Consider the following 23613-nt stretch of genomic DNA (forward strand, 5'->3'; position numbering starts at 1 on the left):
TTCAGTGCGTTCGGCGTGAACCGGACGTGTGACGGCCACTATGCTCGCGGCCATGACCGAGGTCCTGCTGCTCCTGCTCCTGCTCGTCGTCATCGTCGTCGGAGTGATGCTGTACATGCGGTCGCGGCAGAACCGCGCTCCTGTCGAGGCGCGGCCGGGGAAGCCGGTCGACCCGCTGGCCGACCACCAGGGTGTCACCGACATCCGGACGGTGCGGGCAGGCGACATGATCGACTACGGCGACCAGCTGTACTTCGTCCGAGGGTCGCTGCGGCTCACCGAGGGCGGCTACTCCTGGTCCGAGCACTTCCTCGACGACGCGCGCGGCAGTCGCGTCTGGGTGTCCGTCGAGGAGGACCCCGACCTCGAGGTCGTGCTGTGGCGGGAGACCGAGGAGGTCACCGAGCCGGGCGGCAAGACCATGGAGGTCGGCGGCGTCACCTACCGCAAGGAGGAGGACGGCACCGCCCAGTACACCTCCGAGGGCACGACCACCGTCGCCGAGCGAGGCCGCGTCGAGTACGTCGACTACGAGGGCCCGGACGGCAAATCGCTGAGCTTCGAACGCTTCGACGGCGGCAAGTGGGAGGCCGGGCTCGGCGAGTCCGTCGCGCTGCCCGCCATGCGTGTGTACCCGGCCGGCAGTGATCGCACGTGAGGGCACGGATCTCCACCCGGTTCGCCGACTCACGCGCGGCGGACCTCAGCCTCGCCTACGGACTGAGTCCCCTTCCCGCCCTCGGCACCCATCAGGTGACACTCGACGGCGTCACGCTGGAGTTGCGAGTGCTCGGCGCGTCGCACCAGGTCGTCATCGGCGACTGGTCGGAGACCGTGGCGTGCCTGCCGGACCGGCCCGGCGCGCTACCCGCCACCTCGACGGAGGTGGTCGGTGACTACACCGCGCGGTTCGAGGCCCGCTGTGACCGCCCGGCGGACTTCGCGGCGACGGTGTCGCGGATAGTGGCCGACTGCGAGGCCGACGGTCACTCGCTGGTAGCCGAGTTCCCCGGCTCGCCACTGGCAGTGACCGCGTTGTCCGCCCGGTCCACCGCCGCAGGCGTGTGCTGGGAGACCTGGCACGCGTACCCGCAGGCCGGCGAGCTGGTCTGGACCTCGAGTGTGGTGAGTCCGCTGTGAGCTTACGTGCCAAGCTGTTGATAGCCGGCGCACTCGGCGGCGTCGGTCTGATCGTGCTGCTGTTCGCGATCTTCGGCGGTGGCGGCATCCGGCCCTACCTGGACGACAACTTCCGCCGCCAGTCCGCGAACGGCAACTCGATCGTGTACACCTCGACGTCGAAACCGAAGGCGGTGTACGAGAAGATCCGCTCCGCGCGCCCGCCCGCCGACACCCAGTTCGACCCGTCGGGCTACTTCCTGCGGTACTCCGACGACATCGTCGCGATCACCGCGAACGGCAGCGGTTCGAGGATCTACGTCGACGACGAGCGGAGGGGCTACGCACACTGGCTCCCGTTCGTCGGTGGCGTGTGGGGCACCGGTGGGTCGGGCGATAACTTCCGAGGCGGCGGTCCGGGAGGCGGGAAGTGAGGCGTAGGAACTGGGTTCTGGCGCTGGCCGTCCCGCTGCTGCTGGCCGCGCCGGCGCGGGCGTCGGCGGACGTGATCTTCGACCCGGCGGACGCTGACGAGCTGGCGGCCTCGCTCGCGGAGGCGTACGCGGACCAGGGCGTGTGCTACGGCTGGCAGGTCGACGTGCAGGACGTGTCCACGAGCGACACGAGCATCGGCTCGAACTTCGGCGCGAACAAGCCGGTGACGAGCGGGAGCTGCAAGGCAAGGGTCGAGTTCACGGCGACCATCACCTACACGAGCGAGTCGTCGGAGTCCGAGGACTCGGCGAGCTACGACGTGTCGAGCAACCCCGCGGGCGTGACCCGAGACGACCTGGACGCCCTCGGCATCGACTTCGACGGACTGACGGGCGAGGACCCGGACGTGGCCATCGGCAAGGCGGTGACGGCGCTACCGCTGCTGGCGGCGGACAAGGGCGTGGGCAAGCCGATCGCGGCCGCCCCGGAGACCGGCGCCGAACCGGCGGACGCCCAGCTGACGGACGACCCGGGCTCCGACTGGTGGCGCGGCCAGGGCGGGATGCTGTTGTGGGGCCTGGGTATCCTGCTGGCCGCGGGTGTCTTCGTGTGGTGGGTGCTGAAGACGAACCGCCCGCGCAAGCCGTCCTATGTGGATGACATGCCCGCGATGGAGATGCTGCCCACGCCGCCACCGCCCGCGCAGGAGAAGCCCAGGCAGCTCCCCACGCCGACGACCGACCCCGCGAAGCCGACAACCGATCCCGCGAAGCCGACGACCGACAGCGGGGCGACCGCCTCACCGACCGGCGATTCCCCGAGCCGGGCCGCATTCCTGATGCCCCCGGCCGGTAGCCAGGCAACTGAGCCACCCGCCGCAACCCCGGCGAGGCCGAGCGGCGTCACGAAGCCAACGGCTGACGATGGGGGGAATGAGTCCCCGGCCGAGCCTGCCACCTCGACCACCTCGTCTGAACCAGTGACCAGTGGTGAGTCGATCGGGACGTCGCCCGATTCCTCGGTGGGGCCGGTGTCCGACTCGGAGCCGGCGACCGGGAGCCGGGCGACCAAGCCACCGACCGAGGGCGCGGCCGGCGAGAAGTCGGACGCGACCAAGCAACCCCCAAGCGCGAAGCCACCGGCTCGACCGGACACGTCCACAGTGGACGACACCGGATCGGCCGATGAGCAAACGCCTTCCGCGCCACCAGACCGTAAGGATAAGGAGTAACTCCAGCATGGTTTCCGACGTCTTCGGTGAAGTCGGTATCGCCGCCACCTACGGGCTGGTCGGCCTCGTGCTGATGGCCCTCGGGTTCGCGCTCGTCGACATCCTCACGCCGGGCAACCTGCGTGAGCAGATCTGGGTCCAGCGCAACCGCAACGCGGCCGTCCTGCTCGCCAGCAACCTGATCGGCGTCGGCATCATCGTCGCGACGGCCATCGCGGCCAGTCAGGGGAACTGGGGCGAGGGGCTGCTGTCCACCGCCGCCTACGGGATCCTCGGGCTGGTGCTCATGGGTATCTCCTTCATCGTGCTCGACCTGTTCACGCCGGGGAAGCTCGGCGAGATCCTCGTCGAGGAGCAGGCGCACCCGGCCGTCAACGTCACCGCAGCTTCGCACATCGCGGTCTCCGCGATCGTGGCCGTCGCCATCTTCTAGTGTCCTCCCGGGCCGCTCGGGCCGGCTTGCTCTTCGCCACGTTCGTGTGTGCGGCGTGCGGGCTGGTCTACGAGCTCGCACTCGTCGCGCAGGGCTCCTACCTGCTCGGCGACTCGATCACGCAGGCCTCCGTCGTGCTGGCGACCATGGTGTTCGCCATGGGCATCGGCTCTCTCACGGCGAAACCCCTGCAGCGCAGGCCACTGCTGAGCTTCGTGGTCATCGAGGGCCTGCTCGCCGTGTTCGGCGGCCTGTCCGTGCTCGGCCTGCACGCCGCCTTCACCTGGCTCGACCTCTACTGGCCCGCGCTCATCGGCATCGCGCTCGTCGTCGGTGCGCTCATCGGGGCCGAGATCCCACTGCTGATGACGCTCCTGCAGCGGATTCGCAAGCAGGACGCGGGATCGGCCACCGCGGACCTGTTCGCGGCCGACTACGTCGGGGCCCTCGTTGGTGGCCTCGCCTTCCCGTTCCTGCTCCTGCCGCTGCTCGGACAGACGCGCGGCGCACTGCTCGTCGGGATGGTCAACGTGGTCGCGGGCGCGGCCGTGGCGTTCTTCGTCTTCCGTACCACCGCACAGCGCCGGACCGTCCTGGCAGGCGGCACGGTCGCCGTGCTCGCACTTCTCGTGTTCGCCTTCGCGCAGAGCGACGCGTTCCTGCGCTACGCGCGGGACGAGCTGTACGAGGACCCGGTCGTCTACTCGGAAACCACGCAGTACCAGGACATCGTGGTCACCGAGTCGTCACCGGTCGTGCCGGGGCCGGCCGACCTTCGGCTGTTCCTCAACGGCGACCTGCAGTTCTCGTCGATCGACGAGTACCGGTACCACGAGTCGCTCGTGCACCCCGCGCTCGCCGGCAAGCACGACAGGGTCCTGGTCCTGGGCGGTGGTGACGGTCTGGCGATGCGGGAGGTCCTCAAGTACCGGGACGTCCGGGAGGCCGTCGAGGTCGAGCTCGACCCGGCCGTGCTGCGCCTCGCGGAGCACAACCCGGACATCGTCGCGCTCAACCGGCGCTCGCTGGAGGACCCGCGTGTGCGGGTGGTGAACGGCGACGCCTTCACGTGGTTGCGCGACACGACCGAGAAGTTCGACGCCGTGATCATCGACATGCCCGACCCGGACGCGACCGCCACGGCCAAGCTGTACTCCGTCGAGTTCTACTCGTTGGCGCGTCAGGCGCTGGCCCCCGGCGGGCGGATGGTCGTGCAGTCGGGGTCGCCGTACTTCGCGCCGCGCAGCTTCGACTGCATCGACAGCACGATCCGCGCGGCCGGTTTCCGGACCACGCCCTACCACGTGAACGTGCCGAGCTTCGGCGACTGGGGCTTCGTCCTCGCGCAGCCCGACAGGAAACCGGCGCTGACGCTGCACCCGCCCCGTCCGCTGCGCTTCCTCGACGAGGCGAGTCTCGCCGCCGCCGCGATCTTCCCGCTCGACCGCAGGCCGACCGGCACCGAGCCACCATCCACACTGGACGACCCGAGAATCGTGCGCCTCACGACCGAGGAATGGCAGCAGTACTAGCACTGGCTCCTTCCCGACGCTGGGAGTCAGGAAGGAGAGTGCAGAGGCGTGGGCCGTGTTCACACAGCCGAGCCTGGGGGTCACCCGGCGGGATGGGCGCCACGCCCCTGCACTGGTAACGTCGCTGTTCGGTTTGCAGCGTTACCAGATCGGCCTCATCTTGCCCTCCGTGAGCGTCAGGACACGGAAGCGGGATGCTGCACCACCAGTTCGCGCGCCACGGTGTCGGCGGTGAGCGAGTCGCACACGCAGCCGAGCCGGGGATGCGCGCCCACGAAGGTGTACCCCTCGGGCGGGTGAAACGCCCCGAGCCGTCCGGCCAGCTCCTCCGCCGTGAACCCGGGGTACTCGCGAACCCGCCTGATCGGGATCGCGAAGCCGAAGTCGAGGTCGCACAGGTAGTCGTACACCGAGGCGCCGTTCCCCTCGCACGCCTCCTCGGCGAGGTCGGCGATGCGGCGGGGAGTGTCCACGACCGGCGCGTCCAGGTCGATCACCGCGGCCAGCTTCGCCACCGGCGCGTTCAGGTAGACGTACCAGGCCGTGGGCCTGCCGGTGGGGTAGTCGCGCCGGAACTCGTGCCGTTTGCGGCCCTGCCAGACCAACCCGTAGGACTCGGGCTCGAGCGACATCAGCACCCGCTCTGGCCGGGACGGCAGCTCCAGGTCGACGGCACTGAACAGATCGTCCTGCACTCGCAAGCTCCCTCGTGTCTCATCGTGATGGACACGAAGTGTAGTCGGTCGACCCCGCAGAGTGCCTCCCGAAAGCCCGTGCCGGGCAGGGGACACCCCCGGCCCGGCACGGTCGGATCACGACAACGTGCAGCTCACGGTAGGTGCGGAGTTGGTGCCGGACCAGCTTCCCTGGAAGCCGAACGTGGTGCTGGCGCCCGGCGCGAGGGTCCCGTTCCAGGCGACGTTCTTCGCGGTCACCGTCGCTCCGCTCTGCGTGACCGTGGCGTTCCACGCCTGGCTGACCCGCTGGCCGTTGGCGAAGGTGAGCGTCACGGTCCACAGCTGCGACCCGGACGAGCCGTTGTTGCGCACCGACACCTCACCCTGGAACCCGTCACTCCACTGCCCTGCCGCCTTGTACGTCGCCACGCAGGAGCCCGTTGGCGGCGGGTTGTCGTCGGGCGGGGGAGGGTCGCCCAGCGCGGACGCCAGAGCCGGGTACCACCGGTCGGACATCTTCTGGAAGCCCGAGTCGACCGGGTGGACGCCGTCGAAGGTGTCCGTCGCCGAGTTGAAGCCCGTCCACTGGTCCACCACGGTGATCGGCGACCGCGAGGTCGTCTTCGAGGCCGCCCAGCCGGGGATCGCGTTGTTGAGCGACACCACCCGCTGCGCGCAGCCCGTGCAGTTGCTGGGCTGCATGGGGATGATCTGCGCGACGATGATCTTCATGTCGGGATTGCTCGCGCGCATCTGGTCGACCAGCTTGGAGTACGCGGTGATCACCTGGGCGGTCGAGATCGTCTCGCCCCACAGGTCGTTCGTGCCGAGGTGCATCAGCACGATGTCCGGGTGCGTCGCCGCCAGCCACGGCGGCAGCTGGTTCTGGTCCGCGATGCCCGTCGCCGCGAGGCCACTGTGGCCCTCGTGGTCGCCGTCGTGCGCGACCGCGCAGCCGCCGCCGGTCTGGGTGCCCACGAAGTCGATGTTCGTGTAGCCGCTGCGCTGCAGGCGGTCCCACAGCAGGGCTCGCCAGCAGCCCGGACCCGCGGTGATCGAGTCACCCAGCGGCATGATCCTCATGGGTGTCGCCGCGGCCGCGGTGGTCACCGACAGTGCCGCGATGACCGTGACGATGAGACTGAACAGGAACAGCTTCCGGAGCATGAGCCCTCCTAGGCCACGCTGAGCAGGTGAGCGCGGTAGCCCTCGCCGTACGTGCTGGTCGGGGTGCCGTTGTAGTCCTGGATGAGGACGTTGCCCGAGCCGCAGCCCCACGGGTTCCAGGTCCACGCCGTGTAGCCGAGGCCGTGCCGGTCGAGCCACGCCATGACCTGGTCGACGTAGTCGTGTGCGCAGGTGTCCTGCCCGATCTCACCTGCGTGCACGGGCACCTGCGCCGCGACCGCGCCGATCTGGCTGTCCCAGCAGGAGGTCGTGACGCACGCGTTGAAGTTGTACGAGTGCCACGACGCCATCAGGTTGCCGGTCCGGTCGGTCGGCTTGTAGGTGAGCCACTGTGAGAGGTCGTTGGTCCACGTCAGACCCGCGGTCATGACCACGTTGGTCGCGCCGGTCGCGCGGACCGCGTCGACGAGGTCCTGCATGCCCGCGACCTCGTAGGTGAAGCCGGTGCAGGTGCCGCCGTCACGCAGGCACCGCCACGCGGCCGTCATGTCCGACCAGTTGTTGGCCGCGTCCGGGTAGGGCTCGTTGAACAGGTCGAACACCACGGCGTTGTTGCCCTTGAAGGCGTTCGCGACCTGTGTCCAGAACGTCGGCGTGTACTGCATGCTCGGCATCGGCTTCTGGCACGTCGCGTTGACGTCCGCGCAGGCCGACACGTTGCCGGTGTACTGGCCGTGTGTCCAGTGCAGGTCGAGGATCGGGTTGATCCCGTTGGCCACCAACAGGGTCACGTAGGACTTGACCGCCTGCTGGTAGGTGGCGCCGCTCGGTGAGCCGGACAGGCCGAGCCAGCAGTCCTCGTTGAGCGGGATCCGCACCGCGCGGACGTGCCACGCCAGCATCGCGTTGACCGACGCCTGGTCCACCGGGCCGCTGTCCCACATGCCCTTGCCCTGCACGCAGGCGAACTCGCCGCTCGAGCGGTTCACGCCGAGCAGCCGGTAGGTCGCGCCGGCGGCGGTCAGGAGCTTGTTGCCCGACACACGCAGCGCCGGTGCCGGCCCGGAGGGTTGTTCGGTCGGCGGCGGGTCGGTCGGGGGAGTGCCGGTGCACGCGGCGCCGTTGACCGCGAAGTCCGTCGGCGCGGCGTTGGTGCCGCTGTAGCCGAAGTTCGCGCCGGGGCTGACGCTGCCGCCTGCCGGGATGGTGGCGTTCCACGACGCGTTGGTGACCGTGACCTGCCTGCCGGACTGTGACCACGTCCCGTTCCAGCCCTGCTGGAGGGTCTGGTTGCCCGCGTAGGAGTAGGTGACCGTCCAGCCGCTGACGGCCGACGTGCCCAGGTTGTCGACCTTGACGGTGGCCGAGAAGCCCGCGCCCCACTCGCTGACCGAGTAGTCGACCCGGCAGGCGAACGCCACCGCGGCCGTGGTGCCACCCGCCGCGCCCGGCACGAACGCGCAGGCCGCTGCCGCGGCAAGCCCAAGTCCGGCGATCTTGACCGCTCTTCCCAACATCGGCACTCCCTTGTGCACCGCTAATTGTCTCTGGGAGCGCTCCCAGATTCCGGTGGGCCAACCGTCGCTCGTGGAGCCCGAGACTGTCAATCCACAGCAGGTGATTCACTCGGCCAGCCCAATACGCGTAACCTGTCCGGCCCAGTGGCTCACGAGCCGTAGTCGACGGCGCTATGCGATATGGGAACGCTCCCAAATCGGTCAGGGGAGCAGGAGGTTCACGTCCCCGAACTCGTGCCACAGGTAGCCGCCCTCGATCGCCTGTCGGTAGGTCTCGTTCAGCAGTCCGGGACCGGCGATCGCGGCCAGCATGTCCAGGTGCGACGCCATCGGCTCGTGGAAGCCGGTCAGCAGGCCGTCGACGTGCCGGACGCCGCGTTCCGGGGTGATGATCACGTCGGTCCAGCCCCCGTCGGCGTCGCTCTCGATGGCGCGGACGGCCGTGGTGCCGACGGCGATCACGCGCCTGCCCTCGGCGCGGGCCCGCGCGACCACGTCCCGGCTGGTCCTCGGCACGGCGAACCGTTCCGGATAGGGGCGTTCGTGAGCTTCCGGGGACGCGACGCCGGTGTGCAGCAGGACCGGCGCGAACTGCACTCCCCGCGCGACGAGCCGGGTCACGAGCCGCTCGGTGAACGGGCGGGACGCGCTCGGCATCTCCGCGCTGCCGGGAGTCACGCCGAAAACCGTCTGGTAGCAGGAGATCGGCCACGCGTCGCCGACGTAGGAGTACCGGATCGGCGACCCGAACGCGGCGAGGTACGCGAGTACCCCGAGGCCGTCGGTGTCCACATCGGACTCCCACAGCCGTCCTGCGGAGAACGGCCTGCGCAGCGTGACCGAACCCCCGCCGAACAGCGGGTACCGCGTGCCCGCGGTGCCATCGCGGAACGGCCCCGTCGCCTGACGCAGCTCGACGAGCCACCTCCCGTCCGGCTGTTCGGTCGAGATGTGGGCCACGAGCCCGCTGTCCGGCACGGGAACCGCGGCAGGCACGGTCGCGGACGTGTTGACCACCAACACGTCCCCCGCTCGCAGCTGCGACGGCAGGTCCGTGAACCGGTGGTGCTCGACGCCCTCGGACGAGCTGACCAGCAACCGCACCCCGTCCCGCCCGAGCCCCCTGGCCTCGGGCGGGACGTGTGCCTCGAGTGCGGCGGGCAGCGTGAACTCGACCGTCATCGCTCACTCCAGACCATCACCACGGCGCCCGCCGGGCCACGCACCTCGAACCCGTGGTGCCCACGCGGATACCGGTGCGGTGGCGCGACCACGTCGACGCCGGCCATCCGCGCGAACACGGCGTCCACGTCGGAGACCTCGAACGCGACGGGCACGGGTCCGGGCACCGCGGGCGACGCCAGCTCGACGAACCCCGACTCGACGGCCAGCACCACCCCCTCCTCGCCGTCACGCCGCCACCCGTCGACGACCGGCAGCCCGACGAGGTCCCGGTAGAAGGTCAGCGCCCCCGGCAGGTCGTCGACCGTGTACGGCAGCCACAGCCGGGTCATGCCGGGATCCGTAGCTCGGCGAGCCGGACCCGTCCCGACGGCGGCCGGGCCGTCACCAGGTGGACGAACGCGGGCACGACCGTCTCCGGCAGCGGCCGGTCGCTGATGTCCTCGCCGGGGAAGGCCTCCTGGTGCATCCGCGTGCGCAGGTCGCCGGGATCCACCCACCACACGCGGACGGCCCGCTCCTCGGCCGCCAGGACGGCGCTGGCCTGCTCGACGGCCGCCTTCGCCGACCCGTAGCCGCCCCAGCCCTCGTACGGCTCGACCGCCGCGTCCGAGGTGACGTTGACGAGCGCCCCGCCCCTGGCACGCAGGGCGGGCAGCGCACGCTGGGTCAGCGCCAGCGGCGCCAGCACGTTCACCTCGTACACCTCTCGCAGGGCGTCGAGCGGGTAGGCCGCCAGGCCGGGCTGCGGGCTCGGGCCGAGGACGCCCGCGTTGTTGACCAGCAGGTCGACCTCACCGGCAGCATCGAGCAGCGCTTCCCGGTGTGCCGGGTCCCTGATGTCACCCGGCACGGTGACCACGTCGCCGCCGATCCGCTCGGCAGCGGACGCGAGGTCCGCCGCACCTCGGGCGTCCACGACGAGCCGCCAGCCCGCCTCGGACAGGCCGGCGGCCAGTGCGAGCCCCAGTCCACGGGACGCGCCGGTGATGATCGCGACAGGTTTCACGACTCCGACGCTAGGTAGCGCTCGCGTGCCCGCCATCGGTCGCGGGACGGCCGCGACCTCGGTCTTTGGACCTAGGACCGGCACGTCCAGGCGCCGGGATGGGTACCGTTGGCACGGTGAACGTCCGGCACGAGCTGAGGGACGTCAGCGCCGCGGTGCTGGCGGTGACCTCGCACCTCTCGGTCCGCGACGTGCTCACCACGATCCTGTCCGCCGCCCGCAAGCTCGTCGGCGCCCGGTACGCGGCACTCGGCGTGCCCGACGAGGACGGCGGCTTCGCCGAGTTCCTCGCGGAAGGGCTGACCGACGCCGAGTGGGACGCGATCGGCCCGCTGCCCCAACAGCACGGCGTGCTGGGGCTGATGCTGTCCGACCCGAACCCGGTGCGGCTGGCCGACATCCGGGACCACCCGCGGTTCGGCTGGTGGCCGAAGGCACATCCGACGCTGACCCACTTCCTGGGCATGCCGATCATCGACGGCGACGAGATCGTCGGGGAGCTGTTCCTCGCCAACAGCGACAAGCCGGACGGGTTCACCGCGGAGGACGAGGAGCTGGTCCGCCTGCTCGCCGCGCACGCGGCCATCGCGCTCGTCAACGCCCGGCTGTACGAGCACAGCCGCACGCTGTCCATTGTGGAGGAACGGAACCGGATCGCCCGCGAGCTGCACGACGCCGTGTCGCAGAAGCTGTTCAGCCTGCGGCTCACCGCGGACGCCGCGTCGGCGCTGCTCGACCGGGACCCGGAACGCGCGCGGGCCGAGCTGGCCACCGTGCGCAGGCTCGCCGCCGAGGCGAGCAGCGAGCTGCGGGAGATCGTCGTCGGGCACCGGCCTGCCGACCTCGACGGCGACGGGCTGGACCGCGCACTGCGCAAGCAGGTCGAGCTGCTGGACCGCGTGCACGAACCGGCGATCCGGTTCGCGGGCTGCGACTGCGTGCCGACCCTGACCGAGCGCGGCCAGGAAGCCGTGTACCGGATCGCGCAGGAGGCGATGCACAACGCGTTGCGCCACGCCGACGCGAAACGCATCGACGTCGTCCTGACCTCCGACGACGCCACCACGGTCCTGCGGGTGACCGACGACGGGGTGGGGTTCGTCCCGGCGGGCACGGGCGCGGGCAGGCGTCTCGGTCTCGCGTCGATGCGGGAACGTGCCGAGGAGGCGGGCGGCACGCTCACGGTGACCTCGGCACCCGGTGGTGGGACGACGGTCCGGCTGGAGGTACCCGCGTGATCAGGGTGCTGGTGGTGGACGACCACCCTGTCGTGCGCCAGGGGCTACGGACGTTCCTCGACCTGCAGGAGGACATCACGGTCGTGGGCGAGTCCGCCGACGGCGAGTCCTGTGTGGACGACGCGGAACGCCTGCGCCCCGACGTGATCCTGCTCGACCTGCGCATGCCGGGTGCGGGTGGTGTGGCGGCACTGCACGGCCTGCGTGACAACCCCGCCCGCGTGCTGGTGGTCACGAGCCACACCGAGCCGGGCGCCGTCCTCCCCGCGGTCCGCGCGGGCGCGGCCGGGTACGTGTACAAGGACGTCGACCCGTCGGCGCTCGCCGCCGCGATCCGGTCCGTGCACGCGGGTCACGTGCTGCTGCACCCGGACGTCCTGCGCCTGCTCGCCGCCGAGGACGCCCGTCCCGCCGAGCTGACCGCGCGGGAGCGGGACGTGCTCGCCGAGGTCGCCGCGGGCCGCTCCAACCGGGAGATCGCCCGTGCGCTCTCGCTGTCGGAGAAGACGGTGAAAACCCACGTCAGCGCCATCCTCGGCAAGCTGGGCGTGCAGGACCGCACACAGGCCGCGCTCCACGCGGTCCGCACCGGCCTGGTGGAGCGGTAGTACCCCCGCATCAACCGGTCGGCTGATGCGGAGATCAACCCCTGGTGGGTTCTGGTGCCCGGGCGAACGTGGCAGGGTTGGGCCGTCAGAAGAGGGCATCGCAGACTGGGGGTGATCTTGTGTTGTTGTCACGCACCAGGAAACTGGTGGCACTCGGCGCTGTCGCGGTCCTGGCCGTCGGGTTGACGGGCAGTGCTTCGGCCACCGAGGGAACCGCGGCCGACGGTGACTGGGCCACGTGGCAGAAGGATCTGGTCGGGTCCCGCTACGCGTCGGCCGAGCACCGCGTCGACGCGCGCAATGTCGGCAGACTCAAGCTGAAATGGGTCTTCGCCTACCCGAAGACCGAGTCGACGCTCGTGCGCAGTGAGCCCGCCGTCGTCGGCGACACCATCTACTTCGGCGGCTCGGACGGCAAGTTCTACGCCCGGGACGCACGCACCGGTGGCGCCAAGTGGGAGTTCGACCTCAGTTCGGTGGATACGAACGGTTTCGGCGTCGTCTGGGACGGTCCCGCGGTGTCGGGCGGCAAGGTCTTCTTCGGTGACGCCAGGGGCTACTTCTACGCCCTCGACGCGCGGACCGGCGCGCTGCGGTGGTCCACCCGTATCGACTCGCACCCGGCGGCCACCGTCACCAGCTCGCCGATCGTCTACAAAGGACGAGTGTACGTCGGCGTGTCCAGCGGGGAGAACACCGCGGGCCGCGACTACCCGTGCTGCACCTTCCGCGGCCACCTCGACGCGCTCGACGTGAACACCGGCGCGGTGGACTGGCGTTACTACACGGTGCCGCAGCCACAGCAGGTCGGGACGTGGCCGAGCGGCGCGGCGAGGTACGAGCCGTCCGGGGTCGGCGTGTGGAGCTCGCCGGTGATCGACCCGCGTTCCGGCACGCTCTTCGTCGGCACGGGCCAGAACTACACGGGCAGTGCCGGTGACTTCGACACGCTCCTGGCGCTGGACGCGCGGACCGGTGGCGTGCGGTGGAAGAACCAGGTCACGGAGGCCGACACCTGGCGGTCGCTGTGCAACGACCCGGAGCCGGAGGGCTACTGTCCCGGCCTCGGCGACGGCTCCGCGCTCGACTACGACATCGGTGCCACGCCGAACATCTTCCGCGCGGGCAACCGCACGCTCGTCGGCGTCGGCCAGAAACTCGGGGTTTACCACGCTTTCGACGCACGCACCGGTGAGGTCGTGTGGCGCCGCCAGCTCGGCGTGCCGCTGCCGTCGGGTGGCATCTCGGGCATCCAGTGGGGTTCGAGCTTCGACGGCAGGCGCCTGTACATCTCGACCTACTACGCGGGCCCCGGCACGCTGTTCGCCGTGAACCCCGCCGACGGCGAGGTGTTGTGGCAGACGCCGAACCCGGCGGACGGCTGCACCACCGGCGGTGCCGCGCAGTACCCGAACGCGGGTTGCGACCTCGCGCTGCCCTCGGCGTCGAGCACGAGTCCAGGACTGGTCTGGGAGGGCGGCATCGACGGCAAGTTCCGCGCCTACGACTCGAGGAACGGCCGGGTGCTCTGGTCCTACGACGCGATCAGGAGCTTCACCGGCGTCAACGGGGTCGTGGGCACGGGCAGCGCGTTCGCCGGCACCGGCAGCGGCGCGGTCATCTCGCGGGGGATGGTGTACGTGCAGTCCGGCTACTACCCGGAGTACTCGACGACCGAGGGGCACGTGCTGCTGGCCTTCGGCCTCTGACCAGTCCGAAGAGGACGCCGGTGATGATCAGCACGCCGGCGAGGACTCGGAGCGGGGTGAGCCGCTCGCCCGTGAGCAACGCGGCGGCGGCCATCCCGAACACCGGCACCAGGAGTGAGAACGGGGCGATCACGGACGCCGAGTAGGTCCTGATCAGGTAGCCCCAGACGCCGAAGCCGGCGACGGTGGCCACCAGTCCGACGAAGAAGACGGACCCGGCCGCCTGCCACGTGACGGTCCGCAGCGCGTCCCAGCCGCGCTGCGGACCTTCGAAGATCGCGGACATGGCGAACAGGGGGAGCACGGCGAACGCGCTGACCCACACCATGAACCGCAGCGTGTCCGGCGGGGCGGCCCTGCGCATCGCGACGTTGCCGAGCCCCCAGGCCGCCGCCGCGGCGATGAGCAGCAGGAACGGGCCGAGCGGGCTGGCGTCGCCGAGGTCGAGGCCGATCAGCACGAGGCCGCCGAGCGCGACCACCATGCCGAGGACCTGGGCGCGGGTGAGGTGTTCCTTCAGCAACACCACCGCGAAGACCAGCGTGAACGGCGCCTGTGCCTGGAGCACCAGCGAGGACAGCCCGGCGGGCATCCCGTGCGCCATGCCGATGAACAACAGCCCGAACTGCAGGAACGCGAGGGTGAGCGTCACCGCGGCCACCCACCGCCACGGCACGCCGGGGGAGCGGAGGACGAAGATCGCGGGCACGGCCGCGACGAGGAACCGCAGCGCGCAGAAGAACAGCGGCGGGAAGTGGTGCAGCCCGGCCTCGATGACGACGAAGTTCACGCCCCACGCGACTGTCAGGACGAGGGTGAGCAGCAGGTGCCGTGGTGACATGCCCCCACGGTGGTCGCCCCGTGAGTGAAGCACAAGTTAATTGTGCTGCGGCCAATGAGTTAGCATCACTGCATGTTTGACCTGTCCCGGTTGCGGGTGCTGCACGCGGTCGCCGGTCACGGCAGCCTCGCCGCCGCGGCGCAGGCACTGCACCTGACCCCGTCCGCTGTGTCCCAGGCGATGGCGAAACTGGAGCGTGAGGCGGGTTGTGTGCTGGCCGAACGCCAGGGCCGCCGCCTGCGCCTCACCGAGGAGGGGCACGTGCTGGCGAGTCACGCCGACCGCATCCTGGCCGCGGTGGCGGCCGCGTCCGCGGACCTGGACGAGCGAAAGGGCCTGGTGATCGGCGAGGTGACGATCGGCGCGTTCCCGACAGCCGCGCGTGGTCTCGTGCCTGCCGTCCTGCGGTCGTGTGCGGCGCGCTATCCGGCGCTGCGCATCCGCCTGCTGGAGGTGGAGCCGTACCAGTCCATGGGCCGGGTAGCCTCTGGTGACCTCGACCTGGCGGTGACGCAGGACTGGATGAACCTGCCGGTGGCCGTGCCGGAACGCCTGGACAGTACCGACATCGGCCTCGACCACGCCGACATCGCGCTGCCCGTCGGGCACCCGCTCGCCGACCGGGCGAGCATCGCGCTCCCGGACCTGGCGACCGAGCCGTGGATCGCCTCCACCGCGGGCACCATCTGCCACGACTGGCTGACGACGACCTTCCGCAGGGCAGGCCACGAGCCGTTGGTCGCGCACCAGGCCGCGGAGTTCCCGACCCAGCTGGCACTGGTGGCGGCGGGCCTGGGCGTGGCGGTGGTCCCGCGCCTGGCCGCGGACTCGGTGCCACGCGGCGTGGTCCTGGTCCCGGTCACCCCGGCACTACACCGCCGCGTGTTCGCGGTGTGGCGCGAGGAGACCGGCAGACGCCCGGCGATCCGAGCGGTCGTGGGGGCACTGCGGGAGGCCGCCGAGCCGATGGGACTCCGCTAGCCTTCCGGCGTCCAGTCGGTGTTGGCGCCACACAGGATCAGACACGGCAGGTCACCAGGCACGAGCCCGGCGAGCCACGCGGCGAACGGAACGGCGCCTGCGGGCTCCACGGCGAGCCGGAACTCCTCCCACAACCGGTCGCGAGCCGCGAGGATCTGCTCGTCCGACACGAGCACGGACGTCGCCGCACGCAGGATCGCGAACGGCACCTCGCCCACACGGGTGGCACCCAGCGCGGACATCGCCACCCCACCCACCGGCGAGTCGACGGGCTGCCCCGCCGCGAGCGCGTCGTGGAACGCCTGACAACCGTGAGGCTCGACGGCGACGACGTGCCGGCCGCCACTGCCGAGCACCGTGCCAGCCCCCAGCCCACCCCCACCGACGGCGACGACGAGCGTGTCGACCGAAGGCACGTCGGCGACGGCCTCGGCCGCACAGGTGCCCTGACCGGCTACCACCAGCGGGTGGTCGTAGGCAGGCACGTAGAGCGCGTCGGGCACCTCCATCGCGGCGGCGGCAGCCTCGGCGTAGGTCGCACCGTGACGGATCAGCTTCGCACCGGTCGCCTCGATACGGCGGGCCTTGGCCGCGGGCACGGACTCCGGCGTGTACACAGTGGCCGGCACGTTCAGCAGCGACGCCGCCGCCGCGACCGCGAGCCCGTGGTTCCCACCGGAGGCGGTCACCACCCGCCCAGGCCGCTCCGAAGCACCCAGCAGGGCGTTCAACGCGCCCCTGACCTTGAAGGAACCGGTCAGTTGAAGCTGCTCCAGCTTCAACACGACCGACCGCCCCTCGACCTCGACAGTCATGGCCGGGGTGTGCCGCACGTACGGCCCAATACGCTCCGCCGCGGCATCAACGTCTGACAACATGAGCACAAGGTATATCGAGCGGACTCCACCTGAGTCGATCACGATCACCGCACCCCGCTCCGAAGGCGAAGAGACGGTGCAGCCACGCGAGGCGTGAGTGGGCCGCGGGGAACAGGCCCACTCACCGCGAGCGGGACGAGCCAATAGATTGACCTCCGTGCCAGCACAGTTTCCGACCGCCGCCGCGACTGCCATCGGGTCCATGCCAGGGACCGACCCGGTCGAGGCGGCGGCCGTCGTCGTGGGTGAGTTGCCCGACCTGCCGCATCTGCCCGAGCTGCCGAAGCGGGGGCTGGGCGCGGACATGATCGGCAGGACCGCCGCGCTGCTGGTCGACCTCGCCGTGGAGGTCGTGCCGTCGGCCTACCGGGTCGCGGCCCGCCCCGGTGGCGACCACCGCACCGCCGTCGACCACCTCCGCCGCGATCTGGACGCCTTCGAGGAGGCGGTCGAGGTCGCCAAACCGTCGCTGGTGAAGGTCCAGCTCGCCGGTCCCTGGACGCTGACCTCCGAGGTCGAGCTGCCCCGCGGCCACCGCGCGATGACCGACCAGGGCGCACTGCGGGACTTCACGGAGTCCCTCGCGGAAGGCATCACCCGCCACGTCGCCGAAGTACGCAAACGCACCGGCGCCGACGTGGTCGTCCAACTCGACGAGCCGTCCCTCCCCGCGGTGCTGGCCGGTGCCCTGTCCACGCCGTCGGGACTGAGCACCGTCCCCGCCGTGGCCGATCCGGACGCCCGTGACGTCCTCGCGACGGTGATCGACGCCGCCCGCGCCGCCACCGGCCAACCCGTGATCGTCCACTGCTGCGCCCCCCGCCCACCGGTCGCGCTGTTCCGCAGCGCAGGCGCCGACGCGGTCTCCCTCGACGCGACCCTGCTCGAAGGCACCCCCGCCGTGTTCACCGACTCCCTCGGCGAGGCGTGGGACGACGGGTGCGTACTCCTGCTGGGCCTCGCACCCAGCACCGACCCCCGTCGTCCCGTCACCTTCCACGAAGCCGCCCGTCCGGCTCTCGAGCTGGTCGACCGTCTCGGCTTCCCCCGGTCGATCCTGGCCGACCGTGCCGTGCCCACCCCGACCTGCGGCCTCTCCTCCGCGACGTCGGGATGGGCCAGGCGAGCCCTCGAGCTGGTCCGCGAGGTGGGCAAGGGCTTCGTGGAACCCCCCGAGTCCTGGTAGGACTACTGGCGCCGGAAGGTCAGCGCCACCAGGAACGTCAGCAGCACGATCGCCGAGGACGCGGTGAACGCGGCCGTCGCGGACGTGACGACCGCCGCCGTGCCGGTCGTGCCCCGCGCGGCCGAGCCCGCGATCGTCACGAGGATCGCCAGGCCGAGGGTGGAGCCGATCTGCTGCATGGTCTGCAGCGCGCCACCCGCCGCCCCCGCGTCCTCGGGCGGCACCGACCCCATGATCAGGACGTTCAGCGGCGAGAACGCCAACCCGCCACCGATGCCCATCAGGATCATCGGACCGAGGATCGCCGCGAAGTAGGTCGAGTCCGCGGACAGCTGACCCATCCACCACAACCCGACCGCCATCAGCAGTGAACCCGTCAGTGCCAACGGCTTCGGGCCCGTCCTCGGCAGCAGCCTCGGGACCAGCCGGGACATCCCGAAGATCCCGACCGCCATCGGCAGGAAGGCGAAACCGGTCGTCAGCGCCCGGTAGCCGCTGACCTCCTGCAGGAACTGCGTCATGAAGAAGAACGCAGACATCATCGACAGCGGGCCGAGGAAGAAGTTGGCGTAGGCCGCGGCACGGTTGCGGTCCGCGAACAGCCGCAGCGGCAGCATCGGGTTCGCGACCCGCGTCTGCGACACGACGAACGCCACCACCAGCACCCCGCCGACCACGAGCGGCCACACCGCGGCGCCGGTCGACCAGCCCTTGTCCGCGGCCTGGATGAAGCCGAACACCAGCGACGCGACCCCGATCGTCGCGAGGCCCGCGCCGACCGGGTCGAGCCGGGCGGGATGACGCGGCGGCTCGGCGATGTAGCGGGCGCCGAACGCGAGCACGACCAGGCCGAGCGGCACGTTGATGAACATGACCGACCGCCACGTCAGCCACTCGGTCAGGAACCCGCCGAGGATCAGCCCGATCGCGAACCCCGAGCTGGCCATCGCCGAGAACAGTGACAGCGCACGCACCCTCGCGTGTGGCTCGGCGACCGTGCTGGTGATCAGCGCGATCGTGCTCGGCCCGGCCATCGCGGCACCGACGCCCTGCACGATCCGCGCCACGATGAGCAGCGTCGCCGAGTCCGCGAGGCCCCCGGCCAGTGACGCGGCCGTGAACACCGAGATCCCGAGGAAGAACAGCCTGCGCCTGCCGAACAGGTCGCCGAGGCGACCGCCGAGCAGTAGCAGCCCGCCGAACACCAGCGTGTAGGCGTTCATCACCCAGGACAGGCCCGCGGCCGAGAAGCCGAGGTCGGCGCGGATGCGGGGGAGCGCCACGTTCATCACCGTCGCGTCGAGCATGAGCATGAGCTGGCACGTGAGGATCAGCGCCAGCGCGACAGCCGGTCTGGCCGCTACGGGCCGGACCGGCGTTTCAACAGCTGTGGAGACAGACACAACAAACCCCTAAGTGGAGAGACTCTCCAGTTTGACTGCGTTAGCATATGGAGAGCATCTCCGGATGCGCAAGACTAACCGGAGAAACTCTCCGGATGGAAGGGGTGCACCGATGCGCGCCGACGCCCGCCGCAACTACGAGCGGATCGTGGCGACCGCGCGCGAGGTGTTCTTCGAGCACGGCGTCGAGGTGCCGCTCGACGACATCGTCAAACGGGCCGGTGTCGGCGCCGGCACGCTCTACCGGCACTTCCCGACCCGCGACGTGCTCGTCGAGGCCGTCTACCGCCAGGAGATCGAGGACCTCGCGGCCCGGGTGCGTGAGATCACCAAGGAGCTGCCGCCCGAGGAGGCCCTCCACGAGTGGATGCGCAGCCAGGTCGCCTTCTCCATCGAGCGGTCCGGGCTCGCCGCCGCGCTGAAGGCGGCGATCGACGAGGAGTCGGAGACCTTCCAGTACTGCAAGACCATGTTGCGCGAGGCGATCACGGTGCTCGTCGAGGAGGCCAAGGCGGCGGGCGTGGTCCGCGACGACATCGAGGCGGTCGACGTGATGCGGCTGGGTCACGGCATCGGCGCCAGCGCGAAGTACGCGGACGAGCCGGGCCGGGAACGGCTGGTGTCGATCGCGCTGAACGGGTTGCGGCCGTGAGGTTCTTCCGCCGCGAGCCGAGCGTGGAGCGGCCCGACCCCGCCGCCCGCGCGGAACGGTTCTGGCAGGGCTGGTACGACCTGCTGCCCGAGGTGTCCTCCGCGCTCGGCGACCGCGAACCGCTGCGGGTCGAGAACCAGCTGTGCGACCTGGTCGCCGGCCTGCACCCGGAGCTGCAGTTCGCCCTGGACCGTGGTCAGCGGGCGGTGTACGCGCTGGTCGTCAGCGGTCAGGAGGACCCGCGCCTGCGCAGGTACACCGACGCGTGGCGCGCCGCGGCCCCCGCCGAGGACGCCATCTGGGAGTACCACGACTCGGTCCCACCCGTCCCCGACCCGACGCTCGTGACGGTCAACCTCGGCACGCACCGGATCCCGCTCGCGGACGTCCGCGTGGTGGCGCGAGTGGACGGTGACGTGGTCGACGTCGCGGTCTACCACCCGGAGATGGCCTCCCTGGACGAGGCGGGCCGGACCTCGATGACCTACCTGCCCCTCGACGCGGCACTGGGTGAACGCCTGGCCGCCGAGCGCCTGCGCCGTGTGGAGACCGCGGAGACCGAGCCGGCGGGCGCGATCGGCCTGATCGAGCTGCGAACCCTCGTCCAGGCCCTGGGGAAGCCGGAAAATGTCGGTGGTGGTGACTAGTCTGGGCCCGTGACCAGTGCGGACGATGAAATCGCAGTCGAGGGTGTCGAGGACGTGCCTGCCTCCGTGCGGGAGCGGCACGGGGCGTTGTCCGAGGAGATCAACGGCCACCGGTTCCGGTACTACGTGCTCGACTCGCCGACCATCTCCGACGGCGAGTTCGACGTGTTGTGGCACGAGCTGCTCGACATCGAGGAGGCGCACCCGGGCCTCGTCACGCCGGACTCGCCGAGCCAGCAGGTCGGCGGCACGTTCTCCACGGAGTTCACGGCGGTCGACCACCTCGAACGCATGCTCAGCCTCGACAACACCTTCGACACCGACGAGCTCGGCGCGTGGGTGGACCGGGTCGAGAAGGAGCTGGGCCCGACCCAGTACATCTGCGAGCTGAAGATCGACGGCCTCGCGATCAACCTCCTGTACGAGGACGGCCGTCTGGTCAGGGGCCTGACCAGGGGCGACGGGCGCACCGGAGAGGACGTCACCCTCAACGTCCGCACGATCGAGAGCGTCCCGCTGCGGCTCACCGGCTCCGACGAGTTCCCGGTGCCGAAGCTGGTCGAGGTCCGCGGCGAGGTGTACTTCCGGATCGAGGACTTCACCGAGCTGAACGCCAAGCTCGTCGAGGCGGGCAAGGTCGCCTTCGCCAACCCGCGCAACACGGCAGCGGGTTCGTTGCGGCAGAAGGACCCCAAGGTCACCGCGAGCCGCAGGCTGCGGCTGATCTGCCACGGCTTCGGCAAGCGCGAGGGCTTCGAGCCCACCCGTCAGTCCGAGGCGTACGAGGCGCTGCGGACGTGGGGCCTGCCGGTGTCGACCCACACCAGGATCGTCACCACCCGCGACGAGCTGTTCGAGCACATCGAGTACTGGCACGAGCACCGCCACGACGTCGAACACGAGATCGACGGCATCGTCGTCAAGGTCGACGAGGTCGCGAAGCAACGCAGGCTGGGCACCACCTCGCGGGCGCCACGCTGGGCGATCGCGTACAAGTACCCGCCGGAGGAGGCGACCACCACCCTGCTCGACATCCAGGTCAACGTCGGTCGCACCGGCCGGGTGACGCCCTTCGCGGTGATGGAGCCGGTGAAGGTGGCGGGTTCCACGGTCTCGATGGCCACGCTCCACAACGCGAGCGAGGTCAGGCGCAAGGGCGTCCTGATCGGCGACCGGGTCGTGATCCGCAAGGCGGGCGACGTGATCCCCGAGGTCCTCGGCCCGGTCATGGAGGCCCGCCCGGCCGACGCTCGCGAGTGGACGATGCCGACGCACTGCCCGTCCTGCGGCACGAAGCTGGCGTACGAGAAGGAGGGCGATGCCGACATCCGCTGCCCCAACGCGCAGAACTGCGACGGCCAGCGCAAGGAACGGCTGAGCTACGTCGCGGGCCGCTCCGCGCTCGACATCGAGGTGCTGGGCAACGAGGCGGCGGTGGCACTCATCGACTCGGGCGTCGTGCACGACGAGGGCGACCTGTTCGACCTGGACGAGGAGCGGCTGCTCTCGGTGGAGCTGTTCCGCACCAAGGCGGGTGCTCTGTCGGCGAACGGGCAGAAGCTGTTGGCGAACCTGGAGTCGGTGAAGGACCGTCCACTGTGGCGCGTGCTGGTCTCGTTGTCGATCCGCCACGTCGGCCCGACCGCGGCGCGTGCGCTGGCACTGGAGTTCGGCTCCCTGCCCAGGATCATGGCCGCGTCGGAGGGGGAGCTGGCGGAGGCGGGCGGCGTGGGCCCGACGATCGTCGACGCGGTGAAGGAGTGGTTCGAGACCCCGTGGCGCAGGGAGATCGTCGAGAAGTGGCAGCGCGCGGGCGTGCGGATGGAGGAGGAGCGGGACGAGTCGGTCGAGCGCAACCTCGAGGGCATGTCGATCGTGGTCACCGGGAGCCTGCAGACCTTCTCCCGTGACGAGGCCAAGGAGGCGATCCTGGCGCGCGGCGGCAAGGCGTCCGGCGCGGTGTCCAAGAAGACGGCCTTCGTCGTGGTGGGCGACGCCCCCGGCTCGAAGTACGACAAGGCGGTGCAGCTGAAGGTCCCGGTCCTCGACGAGGACGGCTTCCGCGTCCTGCTGACCGAGGGCCCGGACGCGGCGACGGAAGTGGCGCGAACCGGCGAGGAAGCGGAGGCAGCCGATGAGTGAGGTGACGATCCGGCCGGCGGGGGAGGAGGACTTACCGGCGGTCGGCGAGGTGACCTACGAGGCCTACCACACGGACGGCCACGTCCCCGGCCGCGAGCAGAGCGACTACGGCAACGTCCTGCGCGACGCGCGTGCCCGCTACGAGGAGGCGGAGCTGCTCGTGGCGGTGGACGAGGCGGGCGCGGTCCTCGGCACGGTCACGATCGCCCGCCCCGGCTCGAAGTGGCGCGAGATCGGCAAGGACGACGAGCTGGAGTTCCGCATGCTCGCCGTGTCGTCCGCCGCGCGGGGCAGAGGCGTCGGCGCGGCACTGACCCGCCGCGTGCTGGCCCGTGCGGCCGAGCTCGGTCTCCCGTCGGTGGTACTGAGCAGCTCGAAGACCATGCACGCGGCCCACCGCCTGTACGAGCGGCTGGGCTTCCACCGCACCCCGGACCTCGACTGGAGCCCGCTGCCGACCATCCCGTTGATCACCTACCGGCTGGACCTGTGAGCCGCGAACAGGCCGTCGTGCTGCTCACCGGCATACAGGCGGCGGGCAAGTCGACCGTGGCGCAGCTGCTGGCGGAGCGCCTCGACCGCGCGGTGCACCTGCGCGGCGACGTGTTCCGCCGCATGGTGGTCAGCGGCAGGGCGGACATGACCCCGGATCCCTCCGAGGAGGCGATGCGGCAGCTCCGCCTGCGTTACCGCCTGACCGCCATCGCCGCCGACGAGTACTTCCGGGCGGGCTTCACGGTCGTCGCGCAGGACGTCGTACTCGGCGAGGTCCTGGGCGACATGGTCCACCTGATCCGCCCGCGCCCGCTGCTGGTCGTGGTGCTCGCCCCACGCGCCGAGGCGGTCCTCGCCAGGGAGACGGCCCGCGCGAAGAACTCCTACGACGAGTGGACGGTCACCCAGCTCGACCAGGGCCTGCGCACGGGCACACCCCGCATCGGACTCTGGCTCGACACCTCCGACCAGACCCCGGAACAGACCGTCGAGGAGATCCTCGCGAGGGCGTGGACCGAGGCCCGCGTTTCCTGACCCACGTGCTCTGGGCGGGACGCTCGACCGAGAAGC

25 protein-coding genes are annotated in these 23613 nt (G+C 70.7%); 16 read left to right on the plus strand and 9 right to left on the minus strand.

Annotation, left to right across the window (positions count from 1 at the left end; genetic code table 11):
• The first annotated feature begins 52 nt into the window (after nucleotides 1-52).
• Genes CLV71_RS13675 through CLV71_RS13700 form a run of 6 tightly spaced genes read left to right on the plus strand, consistent with a single transcriptional unit; the run spans nucleotide 53 to nucleotide 4750 of the window.
• Nucleotides 53-658, plus strand: coding sequence for a DUF4178 domain-containing protein (locus tag CLV71_RS13675; protein WP_133903069.1), 606 nt, complete (start codon nucleotides 53-55; stop codon nucleotides 656-658).
• Nucleotides 655-1140, plus strand: coding sequence for a DUF2617 family protein (locus tag CLV71_RS13680; RefSeq protein WP_133903070.1), 486 nt, complete (start codon nucleotides 655-657; stop codon nucleotides 1138-1140). Before CLV71_RS13675 ends, CLV71_RS13680 begins: the two co-directional genes overlap by 4 nt.
• Nucleotides 1137-1553, plus strand: coding sequence for a DUF4247 domain-containing protein (locus CLV71_RS13685; RefSeq protein WP_166664079.1), 417 nt, complete (start codon nucleotides 1137-1139; stop codon nucleotides 1551-1553). The genes CLV71_RS13680 and CLV71_RS13685 overlap by 4 nt, the downstream gene beginning before the upstream one ends.
• Nucleotides 1550-2785, plus strand: a complete 1236-nt coding sequence (locus CLV71_RS13690) for a hypothetical protein (protein WP_133903072.1) — start codon at nucleotides 1550-1552, stop codon at nucleotides 2783-2785. The genes CLV71_RS13685 and CLV71_RS13690 overlap by 4 nt, the downstream gene beginning before the upstream one ends.
• A 7-nt stretch (nucleotides 2786-2792) precedes the next feature.
• The gene (locus tag CLV71_RS13695; protein ID WP_133903073.1) at nucleotides 2793-3218 is read left to right on the plus strand and encodes a DUF350 domain-containing protein; all 426 of its coding nucleotides are present in this window, start codon (nucleotides 2793-2795) and stop codon (nucleotides 3216-3218) included.
• Entirely contained in the window at nucleotides 3218-4750 is a 1533-nt protein-coding gene (locus CLV71_RS13700) for a polyamine aminopropyltransferase (RefSeq protein WP_133903074.1), read from the plus strand. Before CLV71_RS13695 ends, CLV71_RS13700 begins: the two co-directional genes overlap by 1 nt.
• Before the next feature lie 176 nt (nucleotides 4751-4926).
• On the opposite strand, the gene CLV71_RS13705 is transcribed toward CLV71_RS13700, so the two are convergent.
• From CLV71_RS13705 to CLV71_RS13730, 6 genes are all read right to left on the minus strand, one after another.
• A complete protein-coding gene (locus CLV71_RS13705; protein WP_133903075.1) occupies nucleotides 4927-5445 on the minus strand; it encodes a hypothetical protein in 519 nt (172 codons plus the stop codon).
• Nucleotides 5446-5562: 117 nt separating this feature from the next.
• On the minus strand, nucleotides 5563-6594 hold the full coding sequence (locus CLV71_RS13710) for a cellulose binding domain-containing protein (protein ID WP_133903076.1): 1032 nt from the start codon (nucleotides 6592-6594) through the stop codon (nucleotides 5563-5565).
• Nucleotides 6595-6602: 8 nt separating this feature from the next.
• On the minus strand, nucleotides 6603-8072 hold the full coding sequence (locus CLV71_RS13715) for a cellulase family glycosylhydrolase (protein ID WP_133903077.1): 1470 nt from the start codon (nucleotides 8070-8072) through the stop codon (nucleotides 6603-6605).
• A gap of 201 nt (nucleotides 8073-8273) precedes the next feature.
• Nucleotides 8274-9254 (minus strand): S-adenosylmethionine:tRNA ribosyltransferase-isomerase, encoded by a 981-nt coding sequence (locus tag CLV71_RS13720; RefSeq protein WP_133903078.1) that lies wholly within the window; start codon nucleotides 9252-9254, stop codon nucleotides 8274-8276.
• Entirely contained in the window at nucleotides 9251-9586 is a 336-nt protein-coding gene (locus CLV71_RS13725) for a VOC family protein (protein ID WP_133903079.1), read from the minus strand. Before CLV71_RS13725 ends, CLV71_RS13720 begins: the two co-directional genes overlap by 4 nt.
• Complete coding sequence (locus CLV71_RS13730; RefSeq protein ID WP_243866421.1) at nucleotides 9583-10263, minus strand: SDR family NAD(P)-dependent oxidoreductase; 681 nt, start codon at nucleotides 10261-10263, stop codon at nucleotides 9583-9585. Before CLV71_RS13730 ends, CLV71_RS13725 begins: the two co-directional genes overlap by 4 nt.
• Before the next feature lie 116 nt (nucleotides 10264-10379).
• On the opposite strand from CLV71_RS13730, the gene CLV71_RS13735 reads away from it, so the two are divergent.
• From CLV71_RS13735 to CLV71_RS13745, 3 genes are all read left to right on the plus strand, one after another.
• Complete coding sequence (locus CLV71_RS13735) at nucleotides 10380-11501, plus strand: GAF domain-containing sensor histidine kinase (protein WP_243866422.1); 1122 nt, start codon at nucleotides 10380-10382, stop codon at nucleotides 11499-11501.
• Nucleotides 11498-12109 (plus strand): response regulator, encoded by a 612-nt coding sequence (locus CLV71_RS13740; protein ID WP_133903082.1) that lies wholly within the window; start codon nucleotides 11498-11500, stop codon nucleotides 12107-12109. The genes CLV71_RS13735 and CLV71_RS13740 overlap by 4 nt, the downstream gene beginning before the upstream one ends.
• A gap of 119 nt (nucleotides 12110-12228) precedes the next feature.
• On the plus strand, nucleotides 12229-13818 hold the full coding sequence (locus CLV71_RS13745) for an outer membrane protein assembly factor BamB family protein (RefSeq protein WP_341771548.1): 1590 nt from the start codon (nucleotides 12229-12231) through the stop codon (nucleotides 13816-13818).
• Here the strand turns inward: CLV71_RS13745 and CLV71_RS13750 are convergent.
• Complete coding sequence (locus CLV71_RS13750) at nucleotides 13727-14659, minus strand: EamA family transporter (protein WP_133903083.1); 933 nt, start codon at nucleotides 14657-14659, stop codon at nucleotides 13727-13729. The two genes, CLV71_RS13745 and CLV71_RS13750, sit on opposite strands and share 92 nt — an antisense overlap.
• A 72-nt stretch (nucleotides 14660-14731) precedes the next feature.
• Here CLV71_RS13750 and CLV71_RS13755 point away from each other — a divergent pair, with 72 nt between their 5' ends.
• Nucleotides 14732-15640, plus strand: a complete 909-nt coding sequence (locus CLV71_RS13755; protein WP_133903084.1) for a LysR family transcriptional regulator — start codon at nucleotides 14732-14734, stop codon at nucleotides 15638-15640.
• Here CLV71_RS13755 and CLV71_RS13760 read toward each other — a convergent pair.
• Nucleotides 15637-16518 (minus strand): serine/threonine dehydratase, encoded by an 882-nt coding sequence (locus CLV71_RS13760; RefSeq protein WP_133903085.1) that lies wholly within the window; start codon nucleotides 16516-16518, stop codon nucleotides 15637-15639. The two genes, CLV71_RS13755 and CLV71_RS13760, sit on opposite strands and share 4 nt — an antisense overlap.
• Nucleotides 16519-16666: 148 nt before the next feature.
• Between CLV71_RS13760 and CLV71_RS13765 the strand changes: the two genes are divergently transcribed.
• Nucleotides 16667-17704, plus strand: coding sequence for a methionine synthase (locus CLV71_RS13765; protein ID WP_133903086.1), 1038 nt, complete (start codon nucleotides 16667-16669; stop codon nucleotides 17702-17704).
• A gap of 2 nt (nucleotides 17705-17706) precedes the next feature.
• On the opposite strand, the gene CLV71_RS13770 is transcribed toward CLV71_RS13765, so the two are convergent.
• Nucleotides 17707-19107, minus strand: a complete 1401-nt coding sequence (locus CLV71_RS13770; protein ID WP_341771549.1) for an MFS transporter — start codon at nucleotides 19105-19107, stop codon at nucleotides 17707-17709.
• 112 nt (nucleotides 19108-19219) lie between these two features.
• Between CLV71_RS13770 and CLV71_RS13775 the strand changes: the two genes are divergently transcribed.
• The 5 genes from CLV71_RS13775 to CLV71_RS13795 are packed head-to-tail and all read left to right on the plus strand — an operon-like array spanning nucleotide 19220 to nucleotide 23577.
• Nucleotides 19220-19759 carry a TetR/AcrR family transcriptional regulator gene (locus tag CLV71_RS13775; RefSeq protein ID WP_133903087.1) on the plus strand — a complete coding sequence of 180 codons (540 nt, stop codon included), beginning with the start codon at nucleotides 19220-19222 and terminating at the stop codon, nucleotides 19757-19759.
• The gene (locus tag CLV71_RS13780) at nucleotides 19756-20406 is read left to right on the plus strand and encodes a hypothetical protein (RefSeq protein ID WP_243866424.1); all 651 of its coding nucleotides are present in this window, start codon (nucleotides 19756-19758) and stop codon (nucleotides 20404-20406) included. Before CLV71_RS13775 ends, CLV71_RS13780 begins: the two co-directional genes overlap by 4 nt.
• 9 nt (nucleotides 20407-20415) lie before the next feature.
• Entirely contained in the window at nucleotides 20416-22548 is a 2133-nt protein-coding gene (gene ligA, locus CLV71_RS13785) for an NAD-dependent DNA ligase LigA (protein ID WP_133903088.1), read from the plus strand.
• Nucleotides 22541-23041 carry a GNAT family N-acetyltransferase gene (locus tag CLV71_RS13790; protein WP_133903089.1) on the plus strand — a complete coding sequence of 167 codons (501 nt, stop codon included), beginning with the start codon at nucleotides 22541-22543 and terminating at the stop codon, nucleotides 23039-23041. Before ligA ends, CLV71_RS13790 begins: the two co-directional genes overlap by 8 nt.
• Nucleotides 23038-23577: an AAA family ATPase gene (locus tag CLV71_RS13795; protein ID WP_208297541.1), complete on the plus strand. Its 540-nt coding sequence runs from the start codon at nucleotides 23038-23040 to the stop codon at nucleotides 23575-23577. Before CLV71_RS13790 ends, CLV71_RS13795 begins: the two co-directional genes overlap by 4 nt.
• Nucleotides 23578-23613 lie beyond the last annotated feature (36 nt).

It is taken from the genome of Actinophytocola oryzae (assembly GCF_004364325.1).
Classification (GTDB): domain Bacteria; phylum Actinomycetota; class Actinomycetes; order Mycobacteriales; family Pseudonocardiaceae; genus Actinophytocola; species Actinophytocola oryzae.

Bases quoted from the DNA above. Each gene is read 5' to 3' on its own strand.
- CLV71_RS13715 (WP_133903077.1), bottom strand. From the start codon at position 8,072: ATGTTGGGAAGAGCGGTCAAGATCGCCGGACTTGGGCTTGCCGCGGCA.
- CLV71_RS13725 (WP_133903079.1), bottom strand. From the start codon at position 9,586: ATGACCCGGCTGTGGCTGCCGTACACGGTCGACGACCTGCCGGGGGCG.
- CLV71_RS13775 (WP_133903087.1), top strand. From the start codon at position 19,220: ATGCGCGCCGACGCCCGCCGCAACTACGAGCGGATCGTGGCGACCGCG.
- CLV71_RS13790 (WP_133903089.1), top strand. From the start codon at position 22,541: ATGAGTGAGGTGACGATCCGGCCGGCGGGGGAGGAGGACTTACCGGCG.
- CLV71_RS13750 (WP_133903083.1), bottom strand. From the start codon at position 14,659: ATGTCACCACGGCACCTGCTGCTCACCCTCGTCCTGACAGTCGCGTGG.
- CLV71_RS13675 (WP_133903069.1), top strand. From the start codon at position 53: ATGACCGAGGTCCTGCTGCTCCTGCTCCTGCTCGTCGTCATCGTCGTC.
- CLV71_RS13755 (WP_133903084.1), top strand. From the start codon at position 14,732: ATGTTTGACCTGTCCCGGTTGCGGGTGCTGCACGCGGTCGCCGGTCAC.
- CLV71_RS13695 (WP_133903073.1), top strand. From the start codon at position 2,793: ATGGTTTCCGACGTCTTCGGTGAAGTCGGTATCGCCGCCACCTACGGG.
- CLV71_RS13760 (WP_133903085.1), bottom strand. From the start codon at position 16,518: ATGTTGTCAGACGTTGATGCCGCGGCGGAGCGTATTGGGCCGTACGTG.
- CLV71_RS13720 (WP_133903078.1), bottom strand. From the start codon at position 9,254: ATGACGGTCGAGTTCACGCTGCCCGCCGCACTCGAGGCACACGTCCCG.
- CLV71_RS13710 (WP_133903076.1), bottom strand. From the start codon at position 6,594: ATGCTCCGGAAGCTGTTCCTGTTCAGTCTCATCGTCACGGTCATCGCG.